Genomic DNA, 22194 nt, shown 5'->3' with positions numbered 1-22194 from the left:
ATATGTTGATGATAGAGGTATTGTAAATACCAAAAAAGTATGATTCAAGGGAACATTATTTATAAACTAAGGTTGTAAACATGCCTCCAGTTCCATCGGTAAAGTTATTAGAAACATGGTGGGAAATATGACAATGAAAAGGCCAAATTCCAGGGTTATCTGCTTCAAATAAGACATCCCAAGTTTCTCCAGAGGCAACTAATATTGTGTTTTTTAAAATTCTATTATTATCAGCTATAGGATTGCCATCTGATTTTTCAACAACGAATTGATGTCCATGAATATGCATAGGGTGATGATTAATCTGTATAGCGCCTAATCTTAAACGTACAATATCACAATATTCAACTGGCATAGCAGTGGTTGATGGAAAACTTTTACCATTAATAGTAAACATATTGAAGTCCATAGCAAAAGGATTAAGATCATACTTTCCAGGTTTTATTTCCTTTCCTTTGTCTAAACCAACAAGACTCCACTCCTGCATAAGAAGGAGGTAATCTTTATTAATATGTCTTTCATATGGATCAAGAATTATAAAACCACCTAAAAGGCCTAGCATATCTTGTTTTGCTACATTAACATGAGAATGATACATATGTGTTCCTGGTGGGTTAGTTATCCTAAAGTGATAATCAAAATAATTCCCAGGTTCAATCAGTGGTGAAGGTTCTACATGGGGTACACCATCCATGACATTAGGAACATCAAGCCCATGCCAATGAATACTTGTTGCTTCTGGCAAATGATTTATTACACGTATGTTAACATAGTCCCCAGGATAGGCTTGTATAGTAGGTCCTGGTATACTCCCATTATATCCCCAGCCATTGATAAAGACTCCGGGAAGTATTTCTTGATTTACGGGTTCAGCTATTAGTTCAAAGAACTTAATACCATTTCTAATAGTACACTTAAGTGTAGGAATATCTGGTGTAATAACCATGTAATATTTACTCTCCTGCAAATTATTTCATTCTATTATTTTATGTCATACTTATAGAAAAGTGATAAGTCACAATTATCTTCATTTTCCAAATAACTTTAAAATATCAAAACCCTCCACTATCCTGCCAGGGTTTTGGCTGTATGTTATAATGAGAAGGCAATTTGGTTAACCAAAAAGGGAGGTATTCAATGAGAATTTACAGTACTTCTGAAATTGCTAAAATAGTTGGGATGCATCCCAATACTATAATGTTATACGAGAAGTGGGGCTACATAGAGCCTGTTGAAAGAAAAGAAAATGGCTACAGGGTTTATACTGAAACACATCTAGATCAGATAAAACTAGTAAGAATAGCATTGAAAAGTGATTGGATTAAATACTATATGAGATTTGAAGTTAGAAACATTATAAGAAGTGTAGCCCAAGGTGACTTGAGAAAAGCTTTAAAGCTAAGCAAAGAATATTTAACACATATACAAAATGAAAAGAATCATGAATTTAAAGTTATGAAAGTAATTCAGGGAATACTGAAAAATGATTCACTGGAAGAAAAAAATATTAAATTAAATAGAAATGGTGCTGCAAAACTTATTGGAGTTTCAATAAATGTCATTATAAACTGGGAGAGAAATGGACTCATTGAAGTACCAAGGAACAAAAATAGATATCGTGTTTATGGAGAAAATGAAATAAAACTACTTAGAATCATCAAAGTCTTAAGGCAGGAGAACTACAGAACCCAGTGCATATGCGACATGCTTAAAAATTTGAAAACTAAAAGTAAGGAAAATGATTTGATAACATCCTTAATGCCTGAGGCTGAAAGTAATGCTAAGGAATTAATTAGTTATATAGAAGAGTTAATAAGTAAAGAGCAGAATATTTAATTAAGGAGGAGGACTGGAACATGAGGATAATGGATAGCATTCGAAATGCAGAACCTGGAGAAATTATTACCTTTGGAACTTATCCCCAAACTGCAGATGGAACTGATCCAACACCTATAAGGTGGATAGTGTTACAAAATTCAGGAAGTGAGTTGTTCCTTTTAAGTGAAGATATTTTGGATTGCAAGAGGTATCATGGCAAGTCCAAGGATATTAAGTGGCGCGATTGTGTTGATATAACTTGGAAAGATTGCGATTTACGTGAATGGTTAAATTATGAATTCTATAACATAGCGTTTAATGAGGAAGAAAAGGAATTTATAAAAAATACTTATTGCACTGATAATGGAGAAGGTACCCCAGATACTGAGGACAAGATTTTTTTACTTAGCGTTAATGAGATGCAGTATTTATCTGAAATACATGGTAAGGATTTAAGACGCGCTGTTGGAACGGACTTTGCTAAAAAAGAAAAAGTTGATGGATGCAATTTATATGTATATGATAAAACAAATAAAAATAACTATATTATAAGAAATGGAGAAGAAGTTGGCTGTTCCTGGTGGTGGCTAAGAACACAAGGTAACAAACCATCTAGAGCATTTTTTATTGGAACAAATTGCAGTATTCGTAGCTATGCAAATAACAGCTCAGCCCGTGATGGTGTACGTCCGGCACTAAAAGTTAATATTTCTTAGTATATTTTATATTCCCTCAAATTTATAGTTTGAGGGAATATTGTAATTGCAATAACTAATGAAAAAATTATAGCCATGTTTTATAAATATCAGCTGCTTCTTTTATTCCTTGGTTAAATCCAGCCTTAGCAGATGAGGCTGCATGATTTGGATCATAAGGATTTTTCCCTATTGCTAAAATACTATCTTCATTAGGTATAATAAGAGAAACCTTTGAGTTCTTTTGCATTTCAGAAGCATCTTCTTTAACGCTTGGAACTAAACCATACTTTTGAGGCATTGGTGATAAGATTACAATTTTATCATAACCATCAGCTAAACGGGCATTGGTACTTGAAACCATTCCTCCATCAATCCAATATTTTTCATTAAAACTTACAAGTGGCCAGATTCCTGGGACAGCACCGCTTGCATTTACTGCATCTAAAAGTGTAGTTCCTGAATATCCATCAAATACATGAAGTTCTCCAGTATCAGCATCAACTGCTGTTACTTTCAATTTTTGAGGCCAACGAGTTGAAGTAAGTCTAGATTCTACAACTCTCTGACGTGTCTCTTTTGAAATATAGGGAGGGTATTTTTTCGCAATGTCCCCAAATAGCTTCCCAATCTTTTTCGTATCATCTTTACCAGAACGAAATGCTTCAGCCCATAATCCCATAATCTCAGGGCTCACTGATGTATTCACCTCTGATATATTTTGGGCAAATTGTGAATCATAAAGTTTTCTCATATCATAACCGCTAGCTAGTGAAGAACCAACAAATGATCCAGCTGAAGTTCCAATAATAACATCAGCCTCTGATAAATCAATATCTTTTTCTAATAAGGCTGTAATTATACCGATCTCCCAAGCCATCCCAGTTACTCCTCCACCTCCTAATACTACTGCTCGAGTTTCTTTCTTAGTATTTTCCATCATAATCCCTCCATTTACTTTATTATGTTGACTAGTTTAAATGATTAGATATAGTATAAACTATGAAGTAAGGTTTATAGTCAAGTGAATTTAAAGAGGTGTTTTATGAAAATAAATGAAGTGTCAAAAAAGACAGGATTAGCTATTTCTACTATTAGATTTTACGAAAAGCAAGGGTTAATTTCTGAAAAATATGTTAGTAGAGAGACAAATAATTATCGTAATTATTCTGAAGATATAATTGAATATTTACTAATGATAAAAACAGTTCATTCCGTTGGTTTCTCTTTAACAGAAATTAAAGATATACAAAAAGACAATGATAATTCAGTTTCTGTTGATACAAAGATTGAACTTTTACAAAAGAAGATATTAGAAGTGGAAAAGCAGAAAGAAAACCTAATTAAAACTGAGGTTATGTTAAAGAAAATGTTGAAAAACAAATTAAATTCAAAGCTTCACGTTGATTGAGATATTTATCAATAAAGGTTAAGTTGTTCATAATTTTATTGAGCATTTAATGTTACCCAAAATATATATTAGTTCAACAAAATGGTATGATATGTACTGAATGGAGGATGAAGGTAAATGGTAAGAAGAATTATAATATTATTGTTTTGTTCACTACTTGCATTAAGTTTAAGTGCATGTAGTGGTAAAGAAGCAAAGGATAATGCAGGGTCTAAGACGGCTACGACAGATGCTTCAGTTCAAAACAATGAAAGTACTAGTAATGGAAATACTGAGCAGAAAACAGAAACTAAAAATAATGTTGATTATAAAGTAAATAAGTTAAGCTCATCGAAAAATGATAATAAAATAAAATACAATATAAAATATCCAGAAGTTTCAGGATTAAATGATATAGATAAGCAGAAAAAGATTAATACAATTTTGAAAGATGAGGCTTTGAAAGTACTAAATTACTATAAAGATGCCTTAGGTTCATTGGAATTAAATATTGATTATAATATTACGTTGAAAAGTCCATATATTTTAAGTGTTCAATATACTGGATCTGGTTTTGTTAGCAATGCAGCACATCCAAATAGTTTGTTTTATACTACAAACATCAATATGAATACTGGAGATAGACTAAGGTTAAAAAATGTGATAAATATTGATAAGAACTTTGCTGATAAGGTTTTGAGAGGAGATATTAAGCCGTTACATGTATATCATAGTGACGTGTTAAATCATTATACTAGTGAAGAAATTCAACAATACTTTATGAACGCAGATTCTTTAGACAATATTGGTACAGAGCAGCAGTCTGATACATTTATGTATTTTACAAATGACTCCTTGGGAATCTCAATAAGCACTGGTCATGCGCTAGGAGATCATGCAGAATTTGAAACTAAGTATCAGAACATAAAAGGCAATATAAAAACAGACAATGAAATATGGAAGTATTTAATAAAGTGATTATTGTAAAAAGCTAGGTAGTAATATACCTAGCTTTTTATATTATGTAATCATTACTTATATAGAATAATTTGGTATGAATTTACTTTGTAGTAACAGGGGAGACTATAATATTATGAATTAAACAAACTTAAATATTTTGGGAACTGACCTATTACTAAGTTTATAAATAATTATAAAAATTACGAATAAAAATTAAAATTCCACTTGTAAAGTTCGACAAATTAAACTATAATTTAAGAGGAAAATTTATTAATTAATTGAATAGGTTCGATATATCGCTAACATATATGGGTTGGCAGTTTCTACCGGGTGACCGTAAATTACCCGACTATCGTGAAATTGATTTAGAGTTTGGATTTATAATTTTTATTTATAGTTTGTAATTCAGTTTTGTCGATAGGTTGGAATAGTGTTTCAGCCTATTTTGTTTTTTAATAACGAAATTTCCCAATAAATTATATTTTTAGGAGTTGTAGAAATGGAAAATTTATTTAAGTTAAAGCATTACGGGACTAACGTGAGAACTGAGATCTTCGCAGGTCTTACAACATTCTTTACTATGGCGTACATCATTTTCGTTAATCCAAGTATATTGCAATTGGCAGGAACTCCTGACAATCCGTTTAATCCACAAGCTATATTCGTTGCAACAATTATATCAGCAGCAGTTGGAACATTTGTTATGGGCTTTTTCGCTAACGTACCTTATGCACTAGCTCCTGGTATGGGATTAAATGCATTTTTCACCTTTACTGTATGTGGTACTATGGGCTTTAGATGGCAAGAAGCTTTGGCAATGGTATTTATCTGTGGTGTTGTAAATATAATTATCACAGTTACAGGACTTCGTAAGATAATTATCCGTTCTCTTCCAGCAGTTTTACAAAAGGCTATAGGTGGAGGAATCGGTCTATTCATAGCATATATTGGTGTTAAAGACAGTGGTCTTTTAAAATTTACTTCTGACCCTGGAACATACCTTTTCTTCGGTAAGACTCCAGCAGATGCAACTGTTGTTGCTAATTCATCAGCAGTTCCAGCACTTGTTAACTTCTCTAATCCAGCAGTACAGTTAGCACTATTCGGAATTGCTTTAATACTTATATTGATGGTATTAAGAGTAAAAGGGGCAATTTTAATTGGTATTGTTTCAGTAACAGCTCTTACATTTATCGAAATTTCTTTTGGTGTAAACCCAGGAACTTTCGGCTTCCATGCTAAAGATTCACATGAATTCTTCTCATCAGCTAATATATCATTAAGTGGTATAGGAAGTTCTATTGCAGCAGTTAAAGATACATCATTTAAAATGGACTTTGCAGGACTATTTGCTAATAGTGGTAAGTTCTTCTTAGCACTTACTGCAATGATCGCATTTATACTTACAGATATTTTTGATGCACTAGGAACATTTATTGGTACTGGCCGTCGTGCAGGTATCTTTGATGCAGAAGATGAAAAACTTATGCTTGAAGGTAAGGGAATTAAGTCACGTTTAGATAAGGCATTATTTGCAGACCTTAGTGCAACAATTGTAGGTTCATTCTTTGGAACATCTAATACAACTACTTATGTTGAAAGCTCAGCAGGTATTGCTGCTGGTGGTAGAACAGGGTTAACATCAGTAGTAACTGCAATTATGTTTGTTGTATGCTTAATATTTGCACCTGTAATTGGAATGATTCCTTCAGTTGCAACAGCACCTGCACTTGTAATTGTTGGTATTCTAATGATGTCATCAATTGGAGAAATTGACTGGAAAGATTTCAGTGTAGCAGCAGTTGCATTCCTAACAATTGCACTTATGCCATTTACTTATAGTATAACAACTGGTATTGCATTTGGATTTATAAGCTTTGTTATCATAAGTATTATTAAGAAAGAAACAAAGAATATACACCCTGTTATTTATATATTTACAGGTTTGTTTATATTAAATTTCGTGTTATTAGCAGTTAGAAATCTATAGATTATAATTAAAGAATTTAAAATAAAGAAGATTTTAGAGTAGTAACTTATATTCTAAAATCTTCTTTTTTGTATTTATCTCAGGAATTAGCGAACAATTTCAAAAACGGTACCTCGATTAAAATCAGCAACTTTCATGGAGCCATAAACCCCTAAATAGAGCTTGGTTTGATTGAGATTTGTACCCAAACTAACATAATAAGCTGATTGAGATCCAAAGTTATAATTGGTCTCAATAATATTAAAATCATTTAGTTTACAATCTGATCTTACCCTGGTACAAGCCAAAACCCCTCTAACTTTAGCTAGAGATTTTTCATTTCGAGCCAGATCAGTAAACACAACGCTTCCAGTTAAATCAGGAATTTCACTTCCCATATATGATTGAACTCCTGTAAGTGCAGTAGCTCCAAACTTATCTGAGCGTGGATCTTCATGAAAATAACTAGTTAGAGGTTGAAGACGGCTAACAGAGGTTTCTAATGCTTCATTATAATAGGCTATTGTCTTCTCATCTAAAGTGGGATCTGTAGAACAACCATTTATTATCGAAGTAGGAAAAGCACCTTCCCATCCCCGCCAACCAAAGTTAATAAATCCTTCTAGGTCAAGTTTAGATTTCATTAAAGAAGCACTAATAAGCTGAGGAACTGGTATTGGTTTATAATAAACGAACGAAAAAATGGACTCTACTAAATCTTGTCCGACATTCCCCACGTATTTTATATACTGATTATAAAACTTTTGGAATGAAATGCCTGGTATATTACGAACACCTTTAGCTATTACAGAAAAAGTTTCCTGAATAGGAATAGGAAGTTCATTAAATCGTGTAACAACGGGAGGATTATCAATAAAAATATTTTTAAATACATCAATTTCAATTATTTTACCAGCGATTTCCATGTCATTTTGGCTTAAATTAAAAGGATCATAGCCTGAACCCCCGTCTCCAGTTGTTAAAATGAGTTTTCCTGTTTCAGGTGAAAAGTTTAAGCTATTTACACCATTATGATTTAAAAAGGGCCTTCTTATATTAAGTAATGTCCGTCGCTTTTGAGGATGACCAGTAGGTTGTAAAGTCCATTCCTCCACTGTGTCAATATGATCATATTGAGTTTCTCTATTTAGCCATTTTAAGTTTAAAGTGTTAGAGTCACATGGATTAGGCTTAAAAGATTCAGAAAGAGCGCCTGGACCTTGTGTTCCAGCAACTGAATAATGAATATAAAACAGACCGTTATAATGAAATTCTGGATGAAATGCAAGTCCAAGTAATCCACGTTCATCATATCCACCACTAGAAGCTCCCAATTTTATGATTCTAGGGCGAATATCTAAAAAAGTACTTATAATTCCGTTTCCTATGTAAAATATTTCTCCTATCTGGGTTGCAATAAATAATCTTTCAGTTGATTCACCCGGAAGTATGGCTGTCTTCAAAACAGTGGGTAAGTTTATATTGCTAACAATGGGCCGTAAGCTAACTTTTATCAACTTATCAAGTCTCCTACTAATTGATTTTTTATAATAATATGATTAGAACTGTCCTATTAGTACAAATCAGTACAGTATAGAATGATTATAGATTATACAATCTTCTGTACCAGTTTTGGATGAATCCAAGGATGGAAATTTGGGCGTACCTAAATCTTCTTTTTTATGTATTCCAAATTAAATTATGTAACTCCTCTATAAATTGGATTACTACCCCATTAATTATAGAATACCTTACGTATTTATAATATTGAGGAAGTGATAACATGAGAATTAATGCAATTGTGGGGGCTGCAAAATATAACGAACAGAGAAAATTTAATGATACTAGCCAATATAATACAAAACAAAATAGCAATAATGGGAAGGTATCATTTTCAGATATGCTTAGTCAGGCAATGGGAAGTTTATATTTGCAAAACAACGTGAGAAAAGTAGGTAAGTCGGCAAAAAAACGATAGACGAGCTGCTTCTCAAAACAATTAACTATACAGGGAGATATTTGAATGAAAACAAAAGATGAAGTTTATGTAAAATTAGAAGAATTAAAGACAAGATTTCAATATGAAATAGAAATAGCAGGTAATTCAATTAATGAAAATGTAATTACCATTGGGAAAAAAATAGATGAAATTATAAATCAATATTATAATATTAGAAAAAATGCAAGTGCTAATAGAGAATAATACTGATATCATTAGTAGTTGTTGATTTCTTTATCATATAATGTTAGAATATAAAAAAATGAAATTTGAGGTGAAAAGATGATTAATTTTTCTTGCTAATTTATTAAAGTACAATATTATTAAAAGATAAACAGAGCTATTCTGTTAATTTTGTTGTACTTATTTATGCAAGAAAAGTGTTATTTTTTCTCTTAATATATACTCTAGTGTTATTTTATAATACTAGCTTAATTAAGTATATTTATGAGCTGTAAGAATAATAGTTTCTTGCAGCTCTTATTTTTTTATGAATTAAAGGAGGGATAATATGATGATTGATAAAGATACTATGTTGGCACATGATAATCTCCATATAAGCCGGATGCTATAGGTGACATTTATATGGAGTAATACTAGTCGCCTATTGTGCCGACTTTGTCATTTGTATAATTAGATTACAAAGGAGGACAAAAAGATGTCTTTAATAAATGTAACAAATCTGACCTTCGCATACGAAGGCAGTTATGATAATATTTTTGAAAATGTAAGTTTTCAAATTGATACAGATTGGAAATTAGGTTTTACAGGTAGAAATGGAAGAGGAAAAACAACTTTCATGAATCTTTTGCTTGGAAATTATGAATACTCTGGAAATATTTCAGCTAGTGTAACATTTGAATATTTTCCTTATGAAGTTAAGGACCAAGAAAATTTCACTATAGATATAATTAGGGAAATTAGCTCTAATTCAATGGATTGGGAAATAATGAAAGAACTATCCTTGCTAGATATAGAGGATGATGTTCTTTACAGACAGTTCTATACTCTATCAAAAGGAGAGCAGACAAAGGTATTACTTGCTGCTATGTTTTTAAAGGAAAACTCATTTCTTCTTATTGATGAGCCTACAAATCATTTAGATACTGAAGCTAGAAAAAAACTTAGTGGCTATTTGAATAAAAAGAAAGGATTTATTTTAGTATCCCATGATAGAGCCTTCTTAGACAATTGTGTTGATCATATTTTGGCTATAAATAAGACAAATATTGAAATACAAAAAGGAAATTTCTCTTCGTGGTGGGAGAACAAAGAGTTACAAGATAATTTTGAACTAGCAGAAAATGAAAAATTAAAAAAGGATATTAATAGACTTTCTGCGGCCGCGAAACGTACATCATCATGGTCAGATAATGTTGAAAGCACCAAATATGGAACTACAAATTCAGGAAGTAAGATAGATAGAGGGTATGTAGGACATAAAGCAGCAAAAATGATGAAGCGTTCTAAAAATATAGAAACCAGGCAACAAAATATGATTGAGGAGAAATCAAAGCTTCTTAAAAATATTGAAAGCAATGAAAGTTTAAAGATATCATCACTTAAATTTCATGATAGTAAGCTAGTGGAACTAAGAGATATCTCTATTTGTTATGGTGATAGAGTTGTATGCGAAGGAATAAGTTTTAGCGTAGAGCAAGGTGAAAGAGTCGCTATTCAAGGAAAGAATGGCAGCGGAAAATCAAGTATATTGAAATTGATTTTAGGTGAAGATATTCCTTGTAATGGAGTGTTAGTTAAAAATAATCAGTTAATTATTTCATATGTTTCTCAGGATACATCTTATTTAAGTGGAAACTTATCTGAGTACGCATATAAATATGGCATTGACGAAAGTCTATTTAAATCTATTCTTATAAAGCTTGATTTTTCAAGAGAACAGTTTGAAAAGGATATTGAAGATTTTAGTGGAGGACAAAAGAAAAAAGTATTGATTGCAAGAAGCCTATGTGAAAGGGCTCATTTGTATATATGGGATGAACCATTAAACTTTATTGATGTCATTTCTCGTATGCAGATTGAAAAATTACTAATTGAATATAGACCTACAATCCTTTTTGTTGAACATGATAGTGCATTTTGCGAAAATGTTGCAACAAAGACTATAAAATTGTAAAGATAGAAATAATATTTTATAATCCCTCAGACAAATAATCTGGGGGATTTACTTTTAAATAAAACTATTTTAAAGGTATTTAGATATTATGTCTCATTTACATGAGTAGAAAGTAACAAATACCTTTAAATTCTTATATTATATAGTATGATTCGACAACAAAATATACAAATAAGGAGAAGAGAAAAATGTCTTCAAAAGATGAATATGTACTTGGTTATAGTCAGCAATTTGATATAACAGGAAGAGAGGAAAAAACAGAAGACTTAAATTTAGTTATAAATCCTCTTGCAAATAGCGGAAATTTAACAGGAGCAGTAACCTCAGGTGGAAACCCAGTAGCAGGAGCTACTGTTAAGGTATATGATACAAGTAATAATCCAATTGAGCATACAACAACTGGAGGAAATGGTCAATTTACAATTACGAATCTTGCTGCTGGGGCCTATCAGGTACTTGCAATTAAAGATGGATATATTTTACCAACATCTACACCTGTTACGATACAAGCCAATAAATCTTCAACAGTAAGTCTAGTTATTCAACCAGATCCAAATGCAAACCTAGGTGCAGTATTTGGAATCATAAGAGATAATAATACGTTATTACCAATAGCAAATGCAATTGTAGATTTATATAGTACCGTTCAAGGGCAGCCACCTACTTTCATTGGTATAGCGCCAACAAATGCTAATGGGCAATATTTATTTACAGAATTAGCATCAGGCAATTATTATGTCTCAGCATCTAAATTAGGTTATCAGCCTAAGGATTCAGCTCCAATAAGTGTTGGAGCCAAAGATTATGTGCTTACTGATGTAAATTTAACAGCTGATCCTCAATCTAATACAGGAACAGTAAGTGGATTTATAAAGAATCAAACCACAGGGCAACCTATTCCCAATGCGGTAGTAGCATTATATTCAATCTCTGGAGGAGTTGAAACAGTTGTAGCCCTTACTAAAACTAGTAGCTCAGGAAGATATTTGTTTGGAAGTTTAAATCAAGGAACCTATAGAGTTAAAGCAACCTTACAGGATCAAGTGGTATAAGATGATAATAAAAGATGTTTATATTCTTACAGACAGTGATTCAGTTGTAATAAATGAAAATGAAGAGGTTACTGTTAACTTAGATTTATTAGAGTTACCTCCCTGCTATGATACTCTCTTAATAGGAAAAGTGGTAGACAGAGGTGCGCCAATAGCTAATGCAACCGTTAAAGTTTTTGATGAAAATTTTAATCCATTATTTCATACTAACACTGATGAAAATGGAATTTTCAAATTTAAGAATTTATTATATCCTGGAGAATATGAAGTTATTGCCTCAGCAAATTACTATATGACATCCATGAGTAGAAAAGTTAGAATAAGAAAAGATGAAGTTACTAAAATAGCCCTTACGCTTAAGAAACATCCATCACTGGCAAACGGAATAGTCTATGGAAAAGTATTAGAAGAGGTAACCCTTAAACCTATATCAAATGCTATGATATCTATGAAACCATTGGAAGAGGGTTGTAGAGTAATTTATAAGACAACTTCTAATAGCAGAGGACAATATTTGATTTATAATGTATCTCCTAATAAATATACCATTGAAGTTGAGAGAAATGGATATAATTCGCAAGAGCCTATAGAGATAAGTGTTGAAAAATATGAATATGCCCTATTGAACCTATATCTATTAAAAAACTACAATGATTATAAAGGTACTATAAGTGGAATAATAACATCAAAAAACTCTGTGGTTTCAGACGCCGAAGTATTTTTATATGAAATAGATAATAATGGTGATGAAAGGATAGTTCAAGTGCAAGTTACTAATGAAGATGGGGTCTATTTATTTTCCAATATAGAAGGGGGAGACTATATAGTGAAGGCTAAACTGCAAAATGGAGAATATTTTGAAAAAAATATTGAAATTCCTGATAGTCTTTAGACAAGAGTGCTAATTTGTGATCTGAAAAGAGCAAATATTTTGTCTAAGAAGATAAAAGTGGATTTTTATAATCCCTCAGAAAAATAATCTGAGGGATTTTTCATATAACCTATAATCATATACAAATCTTCTAAGGCCAATGTCAAATTGGATATAGTTAATATATTATATACTATTAAATTATTTAGAAGGTGAATTATAATGGCAACGAGACCAGAAATTTTACGTCCGGGAGATACAATTGGAATAGTTACTTTAGGAAGTCCTTTGTTTGAAAATGTCATTAATGAGCGCATAAAGACTCTTGAGAATATGGGCTTTAGTGTGGTTTTGGGTAAATATGTATATTCTTATAGTGGGTATCTTGCAGCATCAGAGCAAGAAAGAGCCTCAGACTTAATGGAGATGTTTAGAAATCCCAATGTTAAGGCGATTATGCCTTCAAGAGGTGGAGTAGGGGTGGAAGGTATAGTACCATATCTTGATTATCCCTTTATCGCACAGAATCCTAAAATTGTTACTGGGTATAGTGATATAACAATTTTACTAAATGCCTTATATAGATGGGCTAATTTGATTACATTTCATAGTCTTATGTTAATTGATTTTAGACCTACAACTCCTGCATATAACTTCAACCAATTCTTTACAGCAACATCAACTGTAACCTCACCAAGAAAACTTGAGAATCCTCCAGGAAGACAATTAGTAAGCAGGGTTCCTGGAAATGTAACAGGTCCAATAATAGGAGGTAATCTTGCATCCTTTGTAGGAAATCTTGGAACTCCATTTGAACTTGATACAAGTGGTAAGATACTTTTACTTGAAGAGGTTCATGAACCAATTAATACAGTTTATAGGTATATAAATCATTTAAGACTAGCAGGTAAGTTTAGAGATTGTGCAGGTATAATCATGGGTCAATGTTCATTATGTGAGCCTGCATATGATAAGAATTATGAAGATTTAATTAATGAAGTTATGATACCACTTAATAAGCCTCTTATGACCAATTTAGCAACAGGTCATGGTAGATTTAAGATGGCTATACCTATAGGTGCTCAAGCTAATCTTAATACTTATGATAATACACTTACAATACTTGAACCAACAGTACATGAATAGAAAATAAGTGATTATAGAATGCCGTAAAGTTTAGAATTGAATTTTACGGTTTCTTTGCGCTTAATTTATAAAAAAAGATATATAATTAATAGTATGGAGGAAATATTTATATGGAAATTGTTAAGGTAACTCAAAATAATATTGACATATTTTCTAAAGTTCTAAGTGAATCAGCAAGGTGGTTGGATTTAACAAATAAATCAATGTGGAAGTTGGATGATTTAACTCCTAATGCACTGCTGAAGAAATATGATATTGATGAAATGAAGTTATGTTATGATAATGAAATTTTGATTGGAGTCTATATTTTACAATGGTATGACCCTCTTTTTTGGAGTGAATTAAATAAGATGGAATCAGGAATTCTACATAAGCTATCGGTATGTAGAGAATATAGTAAAATGGGTTATGGTAAAAAAATAATTGAATCTGCTGAGTTATTATGCAAAAAACAAGGTGTAAGTTCTTTAAGACTTAATTGTGGTACTTCAAGACCAAAGCTTCGTAAGTTTTATGAAAGTGTGGGTTTTGAAATGGTTGATAGGGTGTTTATAGATAATAGAGATCAGATTAGATATTTGAAATTAATTAGATAACATGACATGCAGTCGTCAGGTTTAAATAAATATAATAGAAATATATCATAAATAATTAGGAGGAATTAACTTTGGGTGAATGTTCATGGCCAGGAAATAGTGAAATGATGAGAAGATATCATGACAATGAGTGGTGTATACCAAGTCATGATGATTCATACATATTTGAAATGCTTACATTAGAAGGAGCACAGTCAGGCCTTTCTTGGAATATAGTACTTTCTAAAAGAGAGGAGTATAGAAAAGCATTTAAGAATTTTGATATTGAGTATTGTTCAAGGTTAAGCGACGATGATTTAGAAAAAATAAGAGAAGAATATAATGTGGTTAAAAACTTACTAAAGCTTAAATCTGTAAGAAATAATGCACTGGAGATTATTAAGATACAGTCAGAATTCGGCAGCTTTTCTAATTACCTATGGAAGTATGTTGATTTTAAACCTGTAATAAATAACTGGGAATCAGAAGCTAGTGTTCCAGCTCAAGATAGTATTTCTGAACAAATAAGTAAGGACTTAAAGAAGCGTAATTTCAAGTTTGTAGGCCCAGTAACCATGTATTCATTTATGCAAGCAATTGGAATGGTAGATGATCACAAAAGAACATGTCCATTTCATTCTCTGAATAGATAGTATATAAATTTTCATAGAAAGAGAGATATAAAATGAAAGACATAAATTTTAGTGAAGTTGTAGAACGTTCCATGCAAATAAGAAAAATGTATCATAAGTTAGAAAAGAATTATCATGAAAAAGAGTGGACAGTAGAGGAAGATGCTTTGGCTTTTCTTACTGATGCTGGATTAGTAGGTCGCCTTACTATGGCGAATCAAGGACGTTGGCCAATAAATGGAGATAATGTATCGGAACTAGAACACAAGCTAGGAGAGTGCATATGGTGGTTAATAATTTTAGCTGAACGCATGAATATAGATATAAATGAAGCAGTAGAAAAATTTATATTAAAGACAGAGAAACACTTAAATATCTAAATAAGCCATATTAGAGAAACGTCGGTAATTAGAAATAAAATTCCGACGTTTCTCTATACTTAAAAATATTTATCTTAGTTTCTTACCTTCAGATAACAGAGTGATAGCCTTTGCTATACGATCTAATCTAGTTTCTTCACGTTTAGCTGAAGTAATCCAAGTTATGTATTCTTTCTGTGCGGTATATGAAAGTGTTTTAAAGGTTGATACAGCAGCATCATTTTTACTCATTGCTGTATTAAAGTCTTCAGGAATCTCAACTGAACGTTCTTCTTCATCTTTTTCTAAAGTTACAAATATTTCGTCCCCAAATCCTTTTCCGATTTTATTTCTAATCTCTTGAGTAATTCCAAGCATGTAACATCCGCCCATACTTACAACAGATCCTCGATATTCAACCCCATCAAAAGTTGCTTTAACCTTAACACGTTTAGAACCGAATACTTCCTTAACATCAAATGGTGGTTCAATATAGGAGGCATTTTTTTCTCCATGTTGTTTTATAACTGCTTTAAATTCTTTCTTCAATTAATTCACCCCTGCTTTTGTTTTTTAGTTTTACTTAAAATTATTATAACATGTATTTTTAGGACTAAAATCACTAGATAAGAAGTTATCTTTTTATTTTATAATAAAGTTGAAAAATAATTCTTGCACCTCACCTTACGTTAGGTTATATAGTATATTTAGAACCTAACGTAAGGTATTAAATTTTAAAAGGAGCTAGAATTAAAATGAATAATTACATTATAAAAACTTTAGCATATAACAAACAGGTACGTATTTTATGGATAGATAATACTGATATGATAAAAGAAATTTGTGATAATAAAAATATGAATAAGCTTTTAAAAAATATACTTGGAAAGACTGTATCAATTGCTGGTTTAATATCAGGAACCTTAAAGGGAAATCAGAGAGTAAGCATAAAAATAAGTGCAAGTGAGAGAAAATATAAAATTTTTACTGATGTTGACTCTATGGGGAATGTACGTGGATATATTAATGATGAATTGCTAAATGTCCCATTGAATGAAATAAATAAATTGTCTATTGAAGAGATCATAGGGGATAAAGGATGTATTCAAGTGTTAAAGGATTTAGGTATGAACAGTATATTTACAGGTATAACTGGAATGCCCTATGGAAATATTGTGGATGATTTTTCATATTATTTTAATCAAAGTGAACAAATTCCGTCTTTTTTTCATGTAAACATGATATATAATGAAAATAATGAAATTGAACTAAGTAGAGGTATAATGGTGCAATTACTGCCAGGTGCCCCTAGTAACATCATTGATGATATAAAGAAAGTTATAGTTGAAAATCAACACATTATATCAAGAAATGATAAGGAACTAGATGAAATTTCATGCTTATTATTTGAGGACATTGAGATTTTAGAAAAGAGTACAATAAATTTCTTTTGCGGATGCTCAAAGGATGTTTTTTATCCAATGTTACATTCTTTAAATAGAGAAGAACTTGTAGATGCATACGAAAATAATAAGTCTATTGAAATGGTATGTAATATATGCGGAGAAAAATATGTCTTTGAAAAAGATGATATAGGAAAACTTATATAACTTCGCATGAAAGAGGAGAGTGATAGTAGTGCAAAGCAAAACTTGGAAGGTAGGAGATTTATCTAAGCTAACAGGGCTTACAATAAGAACCCTTCACCACTATGATGAAATAGGATTACTACATCCAACATTTCATACTGAGGCTGGGCATCGCTTATATTCTGAAGAGGACATAATAAAACTTCAGCAAATAATGTCCCTTAAACAATTGGATTTTTCGCTAGATGAGATTAAAGAGTTTTTTGGTAATCCTAAATATAATCCTAAAGAAGTTATTGAGATGCAACTTAAACGATTAGATGAAGAAATAAAATTAAAGAATGAGCTTAAAGGTGAATTAAAAGAACTTTTAGATGTTTTTAATTCTTGGAATAAGCCATCTTTTGAACAGCTTATTCATTCAATTCAACTAATTAGAAATCAAAAGAAATATTTCACCAGAGAGCAACGTATGAAGTTAAAAAAGCAATACCATAAACTAGATGATTCAGAAATGAATGTTCAAGCTGTTAAATGGACTAAATTAATTACTTCATTTCAAGATGAGCTAGATAAAGGTACTCCAGTTGATGACCCAAAAGTAATTGAATTAGCAAAGGCATGGCAAGAAGGCATGAATTTCTTTACTGGTGGAGATAAAGGGATTATACATTCTGCTGAACGCTATTACATTGAGAATCCTAGCGCGGCAAAAGGAAGTGGAATGAGTGGAGAACTTTATAAATATATTCAAGAAATATTATTAAATATAAAATAAATATTTAAAAACCTAAAACAAATAGTTTTAGGTTTTTTTCAATAAAATTACATATATGGTATTGACAAAATATTCCTAGAAGAATACACTTTATATTATAAAGTACTTTATTAAAATATAAGGAGTGGTTTTGATGGACGAAAAAGTTTTGCAAGAGGCAGTTGAGAACATATCTCTTATAAAAGGGGTAATTGACAGAACAAGTAAGTCATTAACGGCATTTAGTAGAATATTTATTTATTGGGGAATTCTTTTTCTTGTAAACAGTATAGTGAGTTTTGTGATTTTAGGAAATAGAGAGAATACATTTGATTTTATGATAAAGTTTCCTGTACTTAGTTATATTTTACCTATAGGTATAATTGTAATATTGGCAGCATTAGTTTATAGGCACATATCTAAAAAAATCCCACTTGTAGGTCTAGAAAAACATTTAATGAAGGTGTGGATGCTAATAGTAATTATGAATGTTATACCAAATAAAGTTAGAATAAGCTCTACTAGTTCTTCATCTGTTGATATGACAAAACTAGTAATTGAAACAAATCATTTTTCAGTGATGATTTTTAGTTTGGCGATTGCATTAATTGTAACAGCACTATTTACTGGTTATAATCATCTAATGAAATTGGGAATAGTCTATATAGGCATCAGCTTAGTATATGCTTATGTAAGACTTCCAATGGTTGATGAAGGATTGCTCCAAGGTGTATTTTCTTTAATGCTTCCATTTACATTCTTATATACAGGTTTTTTCTTAAAGACTAAGCAATCAGGGGGGAATTAATTTGGATATTAATTCTATACCTGACATATTTCAATCAAAGCTTAGGATATCAATAATAGCATGTCTAATGACTGGAGAAAAAACATTCAAAGAGGTAAAGGAAATTACAAAAGCTACAGATGGAAACTTAAGTGTGCAGATGTCAAAGATGGAAGATGGGGGATATATAGAAGTTTATAAAGACTTCCATGATAATAAACCAAGAACAAGATACAATTTGACAGAAGAAGGAAGATCAGAGTTCATTGATTATGTAAATACCTTAGAAAGTGTGATAAAGCAATATAGTAATAAAGATAAATAAATTGAAGCTTTATGGAGGGGGAAATGAGGATTTTAATAGGTCAACCTTTGCATGAAGAAGGCATTATTCAACTTCAAAATGAAATAAATAAGAATGAAGAAATCGATGCTGTACTTTATCCTGAAGGTTATATCTCAAATGAAGTAGCATTAATAGACGCATGTACTTTAGCAAAAAAGAAGGATGTTTTAATAATTACATCTTATAGAAAAGAGAATAAAGATAGAGCTGTAATTATAAGTAATAGTGGCGAAATAATTTTGGAAAGAGCAAAAACTCCACCAGATGAAAATATAGAGTTATATACTCCATTGATGACTAGCTATAATGAAACCACTATTGGATATTTGTTATGTATGGAGATATTAAAGGGAATTAGAGATTTCAAAAATATAGGAGAAAAGATAAGTTTTATTGCACACCCAATTGGGGTAGGAATGTTTAGCAATGAACAATTTGAAGAATGGATAAATGAAGCTAAGAAAATAGCAAAAATGTACAATACAATTATAGTTGGAACAAGTCACGCAGATGGTTCATATAGAAATTGTGGAGTATCTATTCCTATATCATATTTTATAGATAGTGATGGAAATCCTATATATGTATCAAAATCAGATACAAGAACGAGAATAATAGATTTAAGAACTAAAGAAGTTTTAACAATAAATAATGTATAGTAAAAAGGCTTACCTTATAAGGGTAAGCTTTTTACTTTCTATTGCCTTTATAATTTTTTATGTTATCCGTAAATTTCCTCACTCTTTAGAAAGCCACTATTTATAATTGCCGTACTAATATTATTCCTAGTAACGAGTTCAGGTGAAATAATAATAGAAGGAACATCAAATTTACCATTATACACTGAGGTATTAGATTCTATAGGTATTTCATTAGCTAATTTAATAGCTGAATCTATAGCTATTCTTCCTAGTTTTCTAGTGTCTTTAAGTACAGTCATAGATTGCGTTCCATCTATTATTCTTTTAATAGCATCCACTGTTCCGTCTTGTCCGGTTACTACAACTTTACCACCCAAACTTGTTCTTCTAAGGCTTTAATTGCACCTTCAGCTATATCATCTGTTGGAGATAATATAGCATCTACTTTATTATTATTTTGAATTAATGAATCTTTCACGATTTTATAAGCATTGTCTGAATACCAATTAATTACTGGTTTATCAGTAATGATATTTATTTCACCTCTATTAACTAAAGGCTGGATATACTCCATTGCGCCATCTTTATAGAGCTTAGAAGTGGAGTCATTAGGATCTCCTGACAAGATAATATAATTACCGCGGGGAACTAATTGAGTGAGATATTTGCCTTGAAGTTCACCAACTTTTGTACCATCAAAAGATATAAATAAATCTAAATCTGCCTCTTTTATAAGTCCGTCATAAGATATTACCTTAATCCCTTCATCTTTGGCTTTTCTAACATATTCGGCAGCAGCTACTGAATCCAAGGGGGCTATTATTAATACATCTATATTCTGAGATATTAATTCTTCTACCTGCTTTTTTTGTAAATCTACATCATAATTAGCATTTGCTATTTTAGTAATTGCTCTCTTCTGCTCAGCATATTGTTCCATAAATTCTTTATCTCTAATCCATCTGGGAATTCTTTGATTGGGTAAAGATATGCCTATAACTACTGGTTTTCGTTCTGAAGATGTATTTATCTCTATAATTTCACTATTAACATAAATAATTGGAACTGCAAAAGAGTGTGGTATTAATTGATACATAGTTACTTCCCATTTATTAATCTCATATTAAAATATTCAAGGTGTATACTTTATGCGCTTATTAATTTAGAAATAATTAAAGTTAAACCTTATTTTATCTTTTTAAAATTTATAAATTTCTTCACTTTTCCAATATCCACTATTTATTATAGTTTGTGTTATATTATTTCGAGTTACTAATGTAGGGGGAATAATTATGGTTGGAACATTCTCTTTACCATTGTTTAAAAGTATATTATGTTCTACAAATTGGTTATTTGCTAGTTTAATTGCAGAATCTATAGCAACCTTGGCAAGTTCTCTTGAATCATTAAAAACAGTCATTGATTGAGTTCCACTTATAATTCTTTTTATAGCATCTATTGTTGCATCTTGTCCTGTAACTGCCACTTTACCAGCTAATCCTTGTTCTTCTAAAGCACGTATTGCGCCACCAGCTGTATCATCATTAGGAGCTAATATAGCATTGATTTTGTTGTTATTTGTAAGCAGCGAATCTTTTACTATTTTATAAGCATTTTCTGGATACCAATTGATTACTTCTTTATCTGTAACTATATTTATTGAGCCTATATTGACTAGAGGTTTAATATATTCCATTGCACCATCTTTATAGAGTTTAGAATTTGGATCATTATGATCTCCAGACATAATAATATAATTGCCTCTAGGAACAACTTGTGTAAGATATTTTCCTTGTAACTCGCCAACTTGAGTACTATCAAAAGTTACAAATAAATCTAAATCAGCATTTGCTACGAGTCCATCATAAGAGATTACTTTAACCCCCTCATCCTTCGCTGCCTTAACAGAATCAGCACAAGCTATTGAATCTAAAGGAGCTATAATTAATACATCTATATTCTCTGATATTAATTCCTCTACCTGCTTTCCTTGTAAATCAATATTATAATTAGCATTTTCAATTTTCATGATGACATTTCTTTGATAGCCGTATTTTTCCATAAATTCTTTATCTTTTACCCATCTAGGTATTCCTTGATTGGGAAAAGAAACACCTATTACTATTTGTTTTCTATTGTATATTGTACAAATTTTCATCTCCAAAATTTCACAATTTACATAAGTAATTGGAACTGCAAAAGAATTTGGCATTGATTGATACATATTTATTTCCTATTAATTATTAGTCACATAATTAAAATATTCAAAATATAGACTTTGTGCTCTAATAAGTTTTAAAATAGAAAAAAGGACATATTTATTTGTAAACTTTTATTTTGGAAAGATACTATTTTAAACATCCTATACATATATTGATAGAAAAATTAATTGCAAATAATAATAATGCAGATTTTAAGAGAGCATTTATGCTTGTATTTTTGCATATTATTTACCAGAAGGAGAGGCGAAA

General features: G+C 31.0%; 24 protein-coding genes, 1 pseudogene and 1 riboswitch. Of the genes and pseudogenes, 19 read left to right on the top strand and 6 right to left on the bottom strand.

The features are described from left to right. Positions 1 to 55 precede the first annotated feature (55 nt). Positions 56 to 946 carry a multicopper oxidase family protein gene (locus tag PTZ02_RS14745; protein ID WP_274228564.1) on the bottom strand — a complete coding sequence of 297 codons (891 nt, stop codon included), beginning with the start codon at positions 944 to 946 and terminating at the stop codon, positions 56 to 58. 191 nt (positions 947 to 1137) lie between these two features. On the opposite strand from PTZ02_RS14745, the gene PTZ02_RS14740 reads away from it, so the two are divergent. Both PTZ02_RS14740 and PTZ02_RS14735 read left to right on the top strand, forming a co-directional pair. Next, positions 1138 to 1836 (top strand): MerR family transcriptional regulator, encoded by a 699-nt coding sequence (locus tag PTZ02_RS14740; protein ID WP_274228563.1) that lies wholly within the window; start codon positions 1138 to 1140, stop codon positions 1834 to 1836. A 20-nt stretch (positions 1837 to 1856) separates the two neighbouring features. Then, positions 1857 to 2534: a DUF6273 domain-containing protein gene (locus tag PTZ02_RS14735; RefSeq protein ID WP_274228562.1), complete on the top strand. Its 678-nt coding sequence runs from the start codon at positions 1857 to 1859 to the stop codon at positions 2532 to 2534. A gap of 67 nt (positions 2535 to 2601) precedes the next feature. Here PTZ02_RS14735 and PTZ02_RS14730 read toward each other — a convergent pair whose 3' ends face one another. Beyond that, entirely contained in the window at positions 2602 to 3453 is an 852-nt protein-coding gene (locus tag PTZ02_RS14730; RefSeq protein WP_274228561.1) for a patatin-like phospholipase family protein, read from the bottom strand. 105 nt (positions 3454 to 3558) lie between these two features. Here PTZ02_RS14730 and PTZ02_RS14725 point away from each other — a divergent pair, with 105 nt between their 5' ends. The 3 genes from PTZ02_RS14725 (at position 3559) to PTZ02_RS14715 (ending at position 6853) form a co-directional block, all read left to right on the top strand. Beyond that, entirely contained in the window at positions 3559 to 3924 is a 366-nt protein-coding gene (locus PTZ02_RS14725; RefSeq protein ID WP_274228560.1) for a MerR family transcriptional regulator, read from the top strand. A 117-nt stretch (positions 3925 to 4041) separates the two neighbouring features. After that, complete coding sequence (locus PTZ02_RS14720; RefSeq protein WP_274228559.1) at positions 4042 to 4881, top strand: hypothetical protein; 840 nt, start codon at positions 4042 to 4044, stop codon at positions 4879 to 4881. 251 nt (positions 4882 to 5132) lie between these two features. Next, positions 5133 to 5235, top strand: a riboswitch (purine riboswitch). Between the two features lie 127 nt (positions 5236 to 5362). Beyond that, a complete protein-coding gene (locus PTZ02_RS14715) occupies positions 5363 to 6853 on the top strand; it encodes an NCS2 family permease (RefSeq protein ID WP_274228558.1) in 1491 nt (496 codons plus the stop codon). A gap of 86 nt (positions 6854 to 6939) precedes the next feature. On the opposite strand, the gene PTZ02_RS14710 is transcribed toward PTZ02_RS14715, so the two are convergent. Beyond that, the gene (locus PTZ02_RS14710; RefSeq protein WP_274228557.1) at positions 6940 to 8349 is read right to left on the bottom strand and encodes a PQQ-dependent sugar dehydrogenase; all 1410 of its coding nucleotides are present in this window, start codon (positions 8347 to 8349) and stop codon (positions 6940 to 6942) included. A gap of 266 nt (positions 8350 to 8615) precedes the next feature. Between PTZ02_RS14710 and PTZ02_RS14705 the strand changes: the two genes are divergently transcribed. From PTZ02_RS14705 to PTZ02_RS14665, 9 genes are all read left to right on the top strand, one after another. Continuing rightward, the gene (locus PTZ02_RS14705; RefSeq protein WP_274228556.1) at positions 8616 to 8810 is read left to right on the top strand and encodes a hypothetical protein; all 195 of its coding nucleotides are present in this window, start codon (positions 8616 to 8618) and stop codon (positions 8808 to 8810) included. Between the two features lie 45 nt (positions 8811 to 8855). Further along, on the top strand, positions 8856 to 9035 hold the full coding sequence (locus tag PTZ02_RS14700) for a hypothetical protein (protein ID WP_274228555.1): 180 nt from the start codon (positions 8856 to 8858) through the stop codon (positions 9033 to 9035). A gap of 454 nt (positions 9036 to 9489) precedes the next feature. Then, the gene (locus tag PTZ02_RS14695; protein WP_274228554.1) at positions 9490 to 10968 is read left to right on the top strand and encodes an Lsa family ABC-F type ribosomal protection protein; all 1479 of its coding nucleotides are present in this window, start codon (positions 9490 to 9492) and stop codon (positions 10966 to 10968) included. Between the two features lie 188 nt (positions 10969 to 11156). Continuing rightward, positions 11157 to 12020 (top strand): MSCRAMM family protein, encoded by an 864-nt coding sequence (locus PTZ02_RS14690; protein ID WP_274228553.1) that lies wholly within the window; start codon positions 11157 to 11159, stop codon positions 12018 to 12020. Position 12021: 1 nt separating this feature from the next. Continuing rightward, entirely contained in the window at positions 12022 to 12912 is an 891-nt protein-coding gene (locus PTZ02_RS14685; protein WP_274228552.1) for an MSCRAMM family protein, read from the top strand. 201 nt (positions 12913 to 13113) lie between these two features. After that, a complete protein-coding gene (locus PTZ02_RS14680; RefSeq protein WP_274228551.1) occupies positions 13114 to 14037 on the top strand; it encodes a S66 peptidase family protein in 924 nt (307 codons plus the stop codon). Positions 14038 to 14147: 110 nt separating this feature from the next. Beyond that, complete coding sequence (locus PTZ02_RS14675) at positions 14148 to 14633, top strand: GNAT family N-acetyltransferase (protein WP_274228550.1); 486 nt, start codon at positions 14148 to 14150, stop codon at positions 14631 to 14633. 71 nt (positions 14634 to 14704) lie between these two features. After that, on the top strand, positions 14705 to 15265 hold the full coding sequence (locus PTZ02_RS14670; RefSeq protein ID WP_274228549.1) for a DNA-3-methyladenine glycosylase I: 561 nt from the start codon (positions 14705 to 14707) through the stop codon (positions 15263 to 15265). A 32-nt stretch (positions 15266 to 15297) separates the two neighbouring features. Further along, positions 15298 to 15624 (top strand): MazG-like protein, encoded by a 327-nt coding sequence (locus PTZ02_RS14665; protein ID WP_274228548.1) that lies wholly within the window; start codon positions 15298 to 15300, stop codon positions 15622 to 15624. A 69-nt stretch (positions 15625 to 15693) separates the two neighbouring features. Here PTZ02_RS14665 and PTZ02_RS14660 read toward each other — a convergent pair whose 3' ends face one another. Beyond that, positions 15694 to 16152 (bottom strand): YdeI/OmpD-associated family protein, encoded by a 459-nt coding sequence (locus PTZ02_RS14660; protein ID WP_274228547.1) that lies wholly within the window; start codon positions 16150 to 16152, stop codon positions 15694 to 15696. A 206-nt stretch (positions 16153 to 16358) separates the two neighbouring features. Between PTZ02_RS14660 and PTZ02_RS14655 the strand changes: the two genes are divergently transcribed. From PTZ02_RS14655 to PTZ02_RS14635, 5 genes are all read left to right on the top strand, one after another. Beyond that, positions 16359 to 17213 (top strand): Hsp33 family molecular chaperone HslO, encoded by an 855-nt coding sequence (locus tag PTZ02_RS14655; protein WP_274228546.1) that lies wholly within the window; start codon positions 16359 to 16361, stop codon positions 17211 to 17213. A gap of 28 nt (positions 17214 to 17241) precedes the next feature. Further along, the gene (locus PTZ02_RS14650; protein WP_274228545.1) at positions 17242 to 17970 is read left to right on the top strand and encodes a MerR family transcriptional regulator; all 729 of its coding nucleotides are present in this window, start codon (positions 17242 to 17244) and stop codon (positions 17968 to 17970) included. Between the two features lie 133 nt (positions 17971 to 18103). Beyond that, positions 18104 to 18757 carry a hypothetical protein gene (locus tag PTZ02_RS14645; RefSeq protein WP_274228544.1) on the top strand — a complete coding sequence of 218 codons (654 nt, stop codon included), beginning with the start codon at positions 18104 to 18106 and terminating at the stop codon, positions 18755 to 18757. Position 18758: 1 nt separating this feature from the next. Continuing rightward, complete coding sequence (locus tag PTZ02_RS14640) at positions 18759 to 19061, top strand: winged helix-turn-helix domain-containing protein (RefSeq protein WP_274228543.1); 303 nt, start codon at positions 18759 to 18761, stop codon at positions 19059 to 19061. A 23-nt stretch (positions 19062 to 19084) separates the two neighbouring features. Then, complete coding sequence (locus tag PTZ02_RS14635) at positions 19085 to 19741, top strand: hypothetical protein (RefSeq protein ID WP_274228542.1); 657 nt, start codon at positions 19085 to 19087, stop codon at positions 19739 to 19741. Between the two features lie 62 nt (positions 19742 to 19803). Here PTZ02_RS14635 and PTZ02_RS14630 read toward each other — a convergent pair. Then, positions 19804 to 20663 (bottom strand): annotated as a pseudogene (locus PTZ02_RS14630) (sugar ABC transporter substrate-binding protein). Between the two features lie 258 nt (positions 20664 to 20921). Beyond that, positions 20922 to 21947: a sugar ABC transporter substrate-binding protein gene (locus PTZ02_RS14625; RefSeq protein WP_274228541.1), complete on the bottom strand. Its 1026-nt coding sequence runs from the start codon at positions 21945 to 21947 to the stop codon at positions 20922 to 20924. Positions 21948 to 22194 lie beyond the last annotated feature (247 nt).

It is taken from the genome of Clostridium sp. 'White wine YQ' (assembly GCF_028728205.1).
Taxonomy (GTDB): domain Bacteria; phylum Bacillota; class Clostridia; order Clostridiales; family Clostridiaceae; genus Clostridium_T.
The sequence above is the reverse complement of the archived record's forward strand: the minus strand, read 5'-3'. Positions and strand labels throughout refer to the sequence as shown.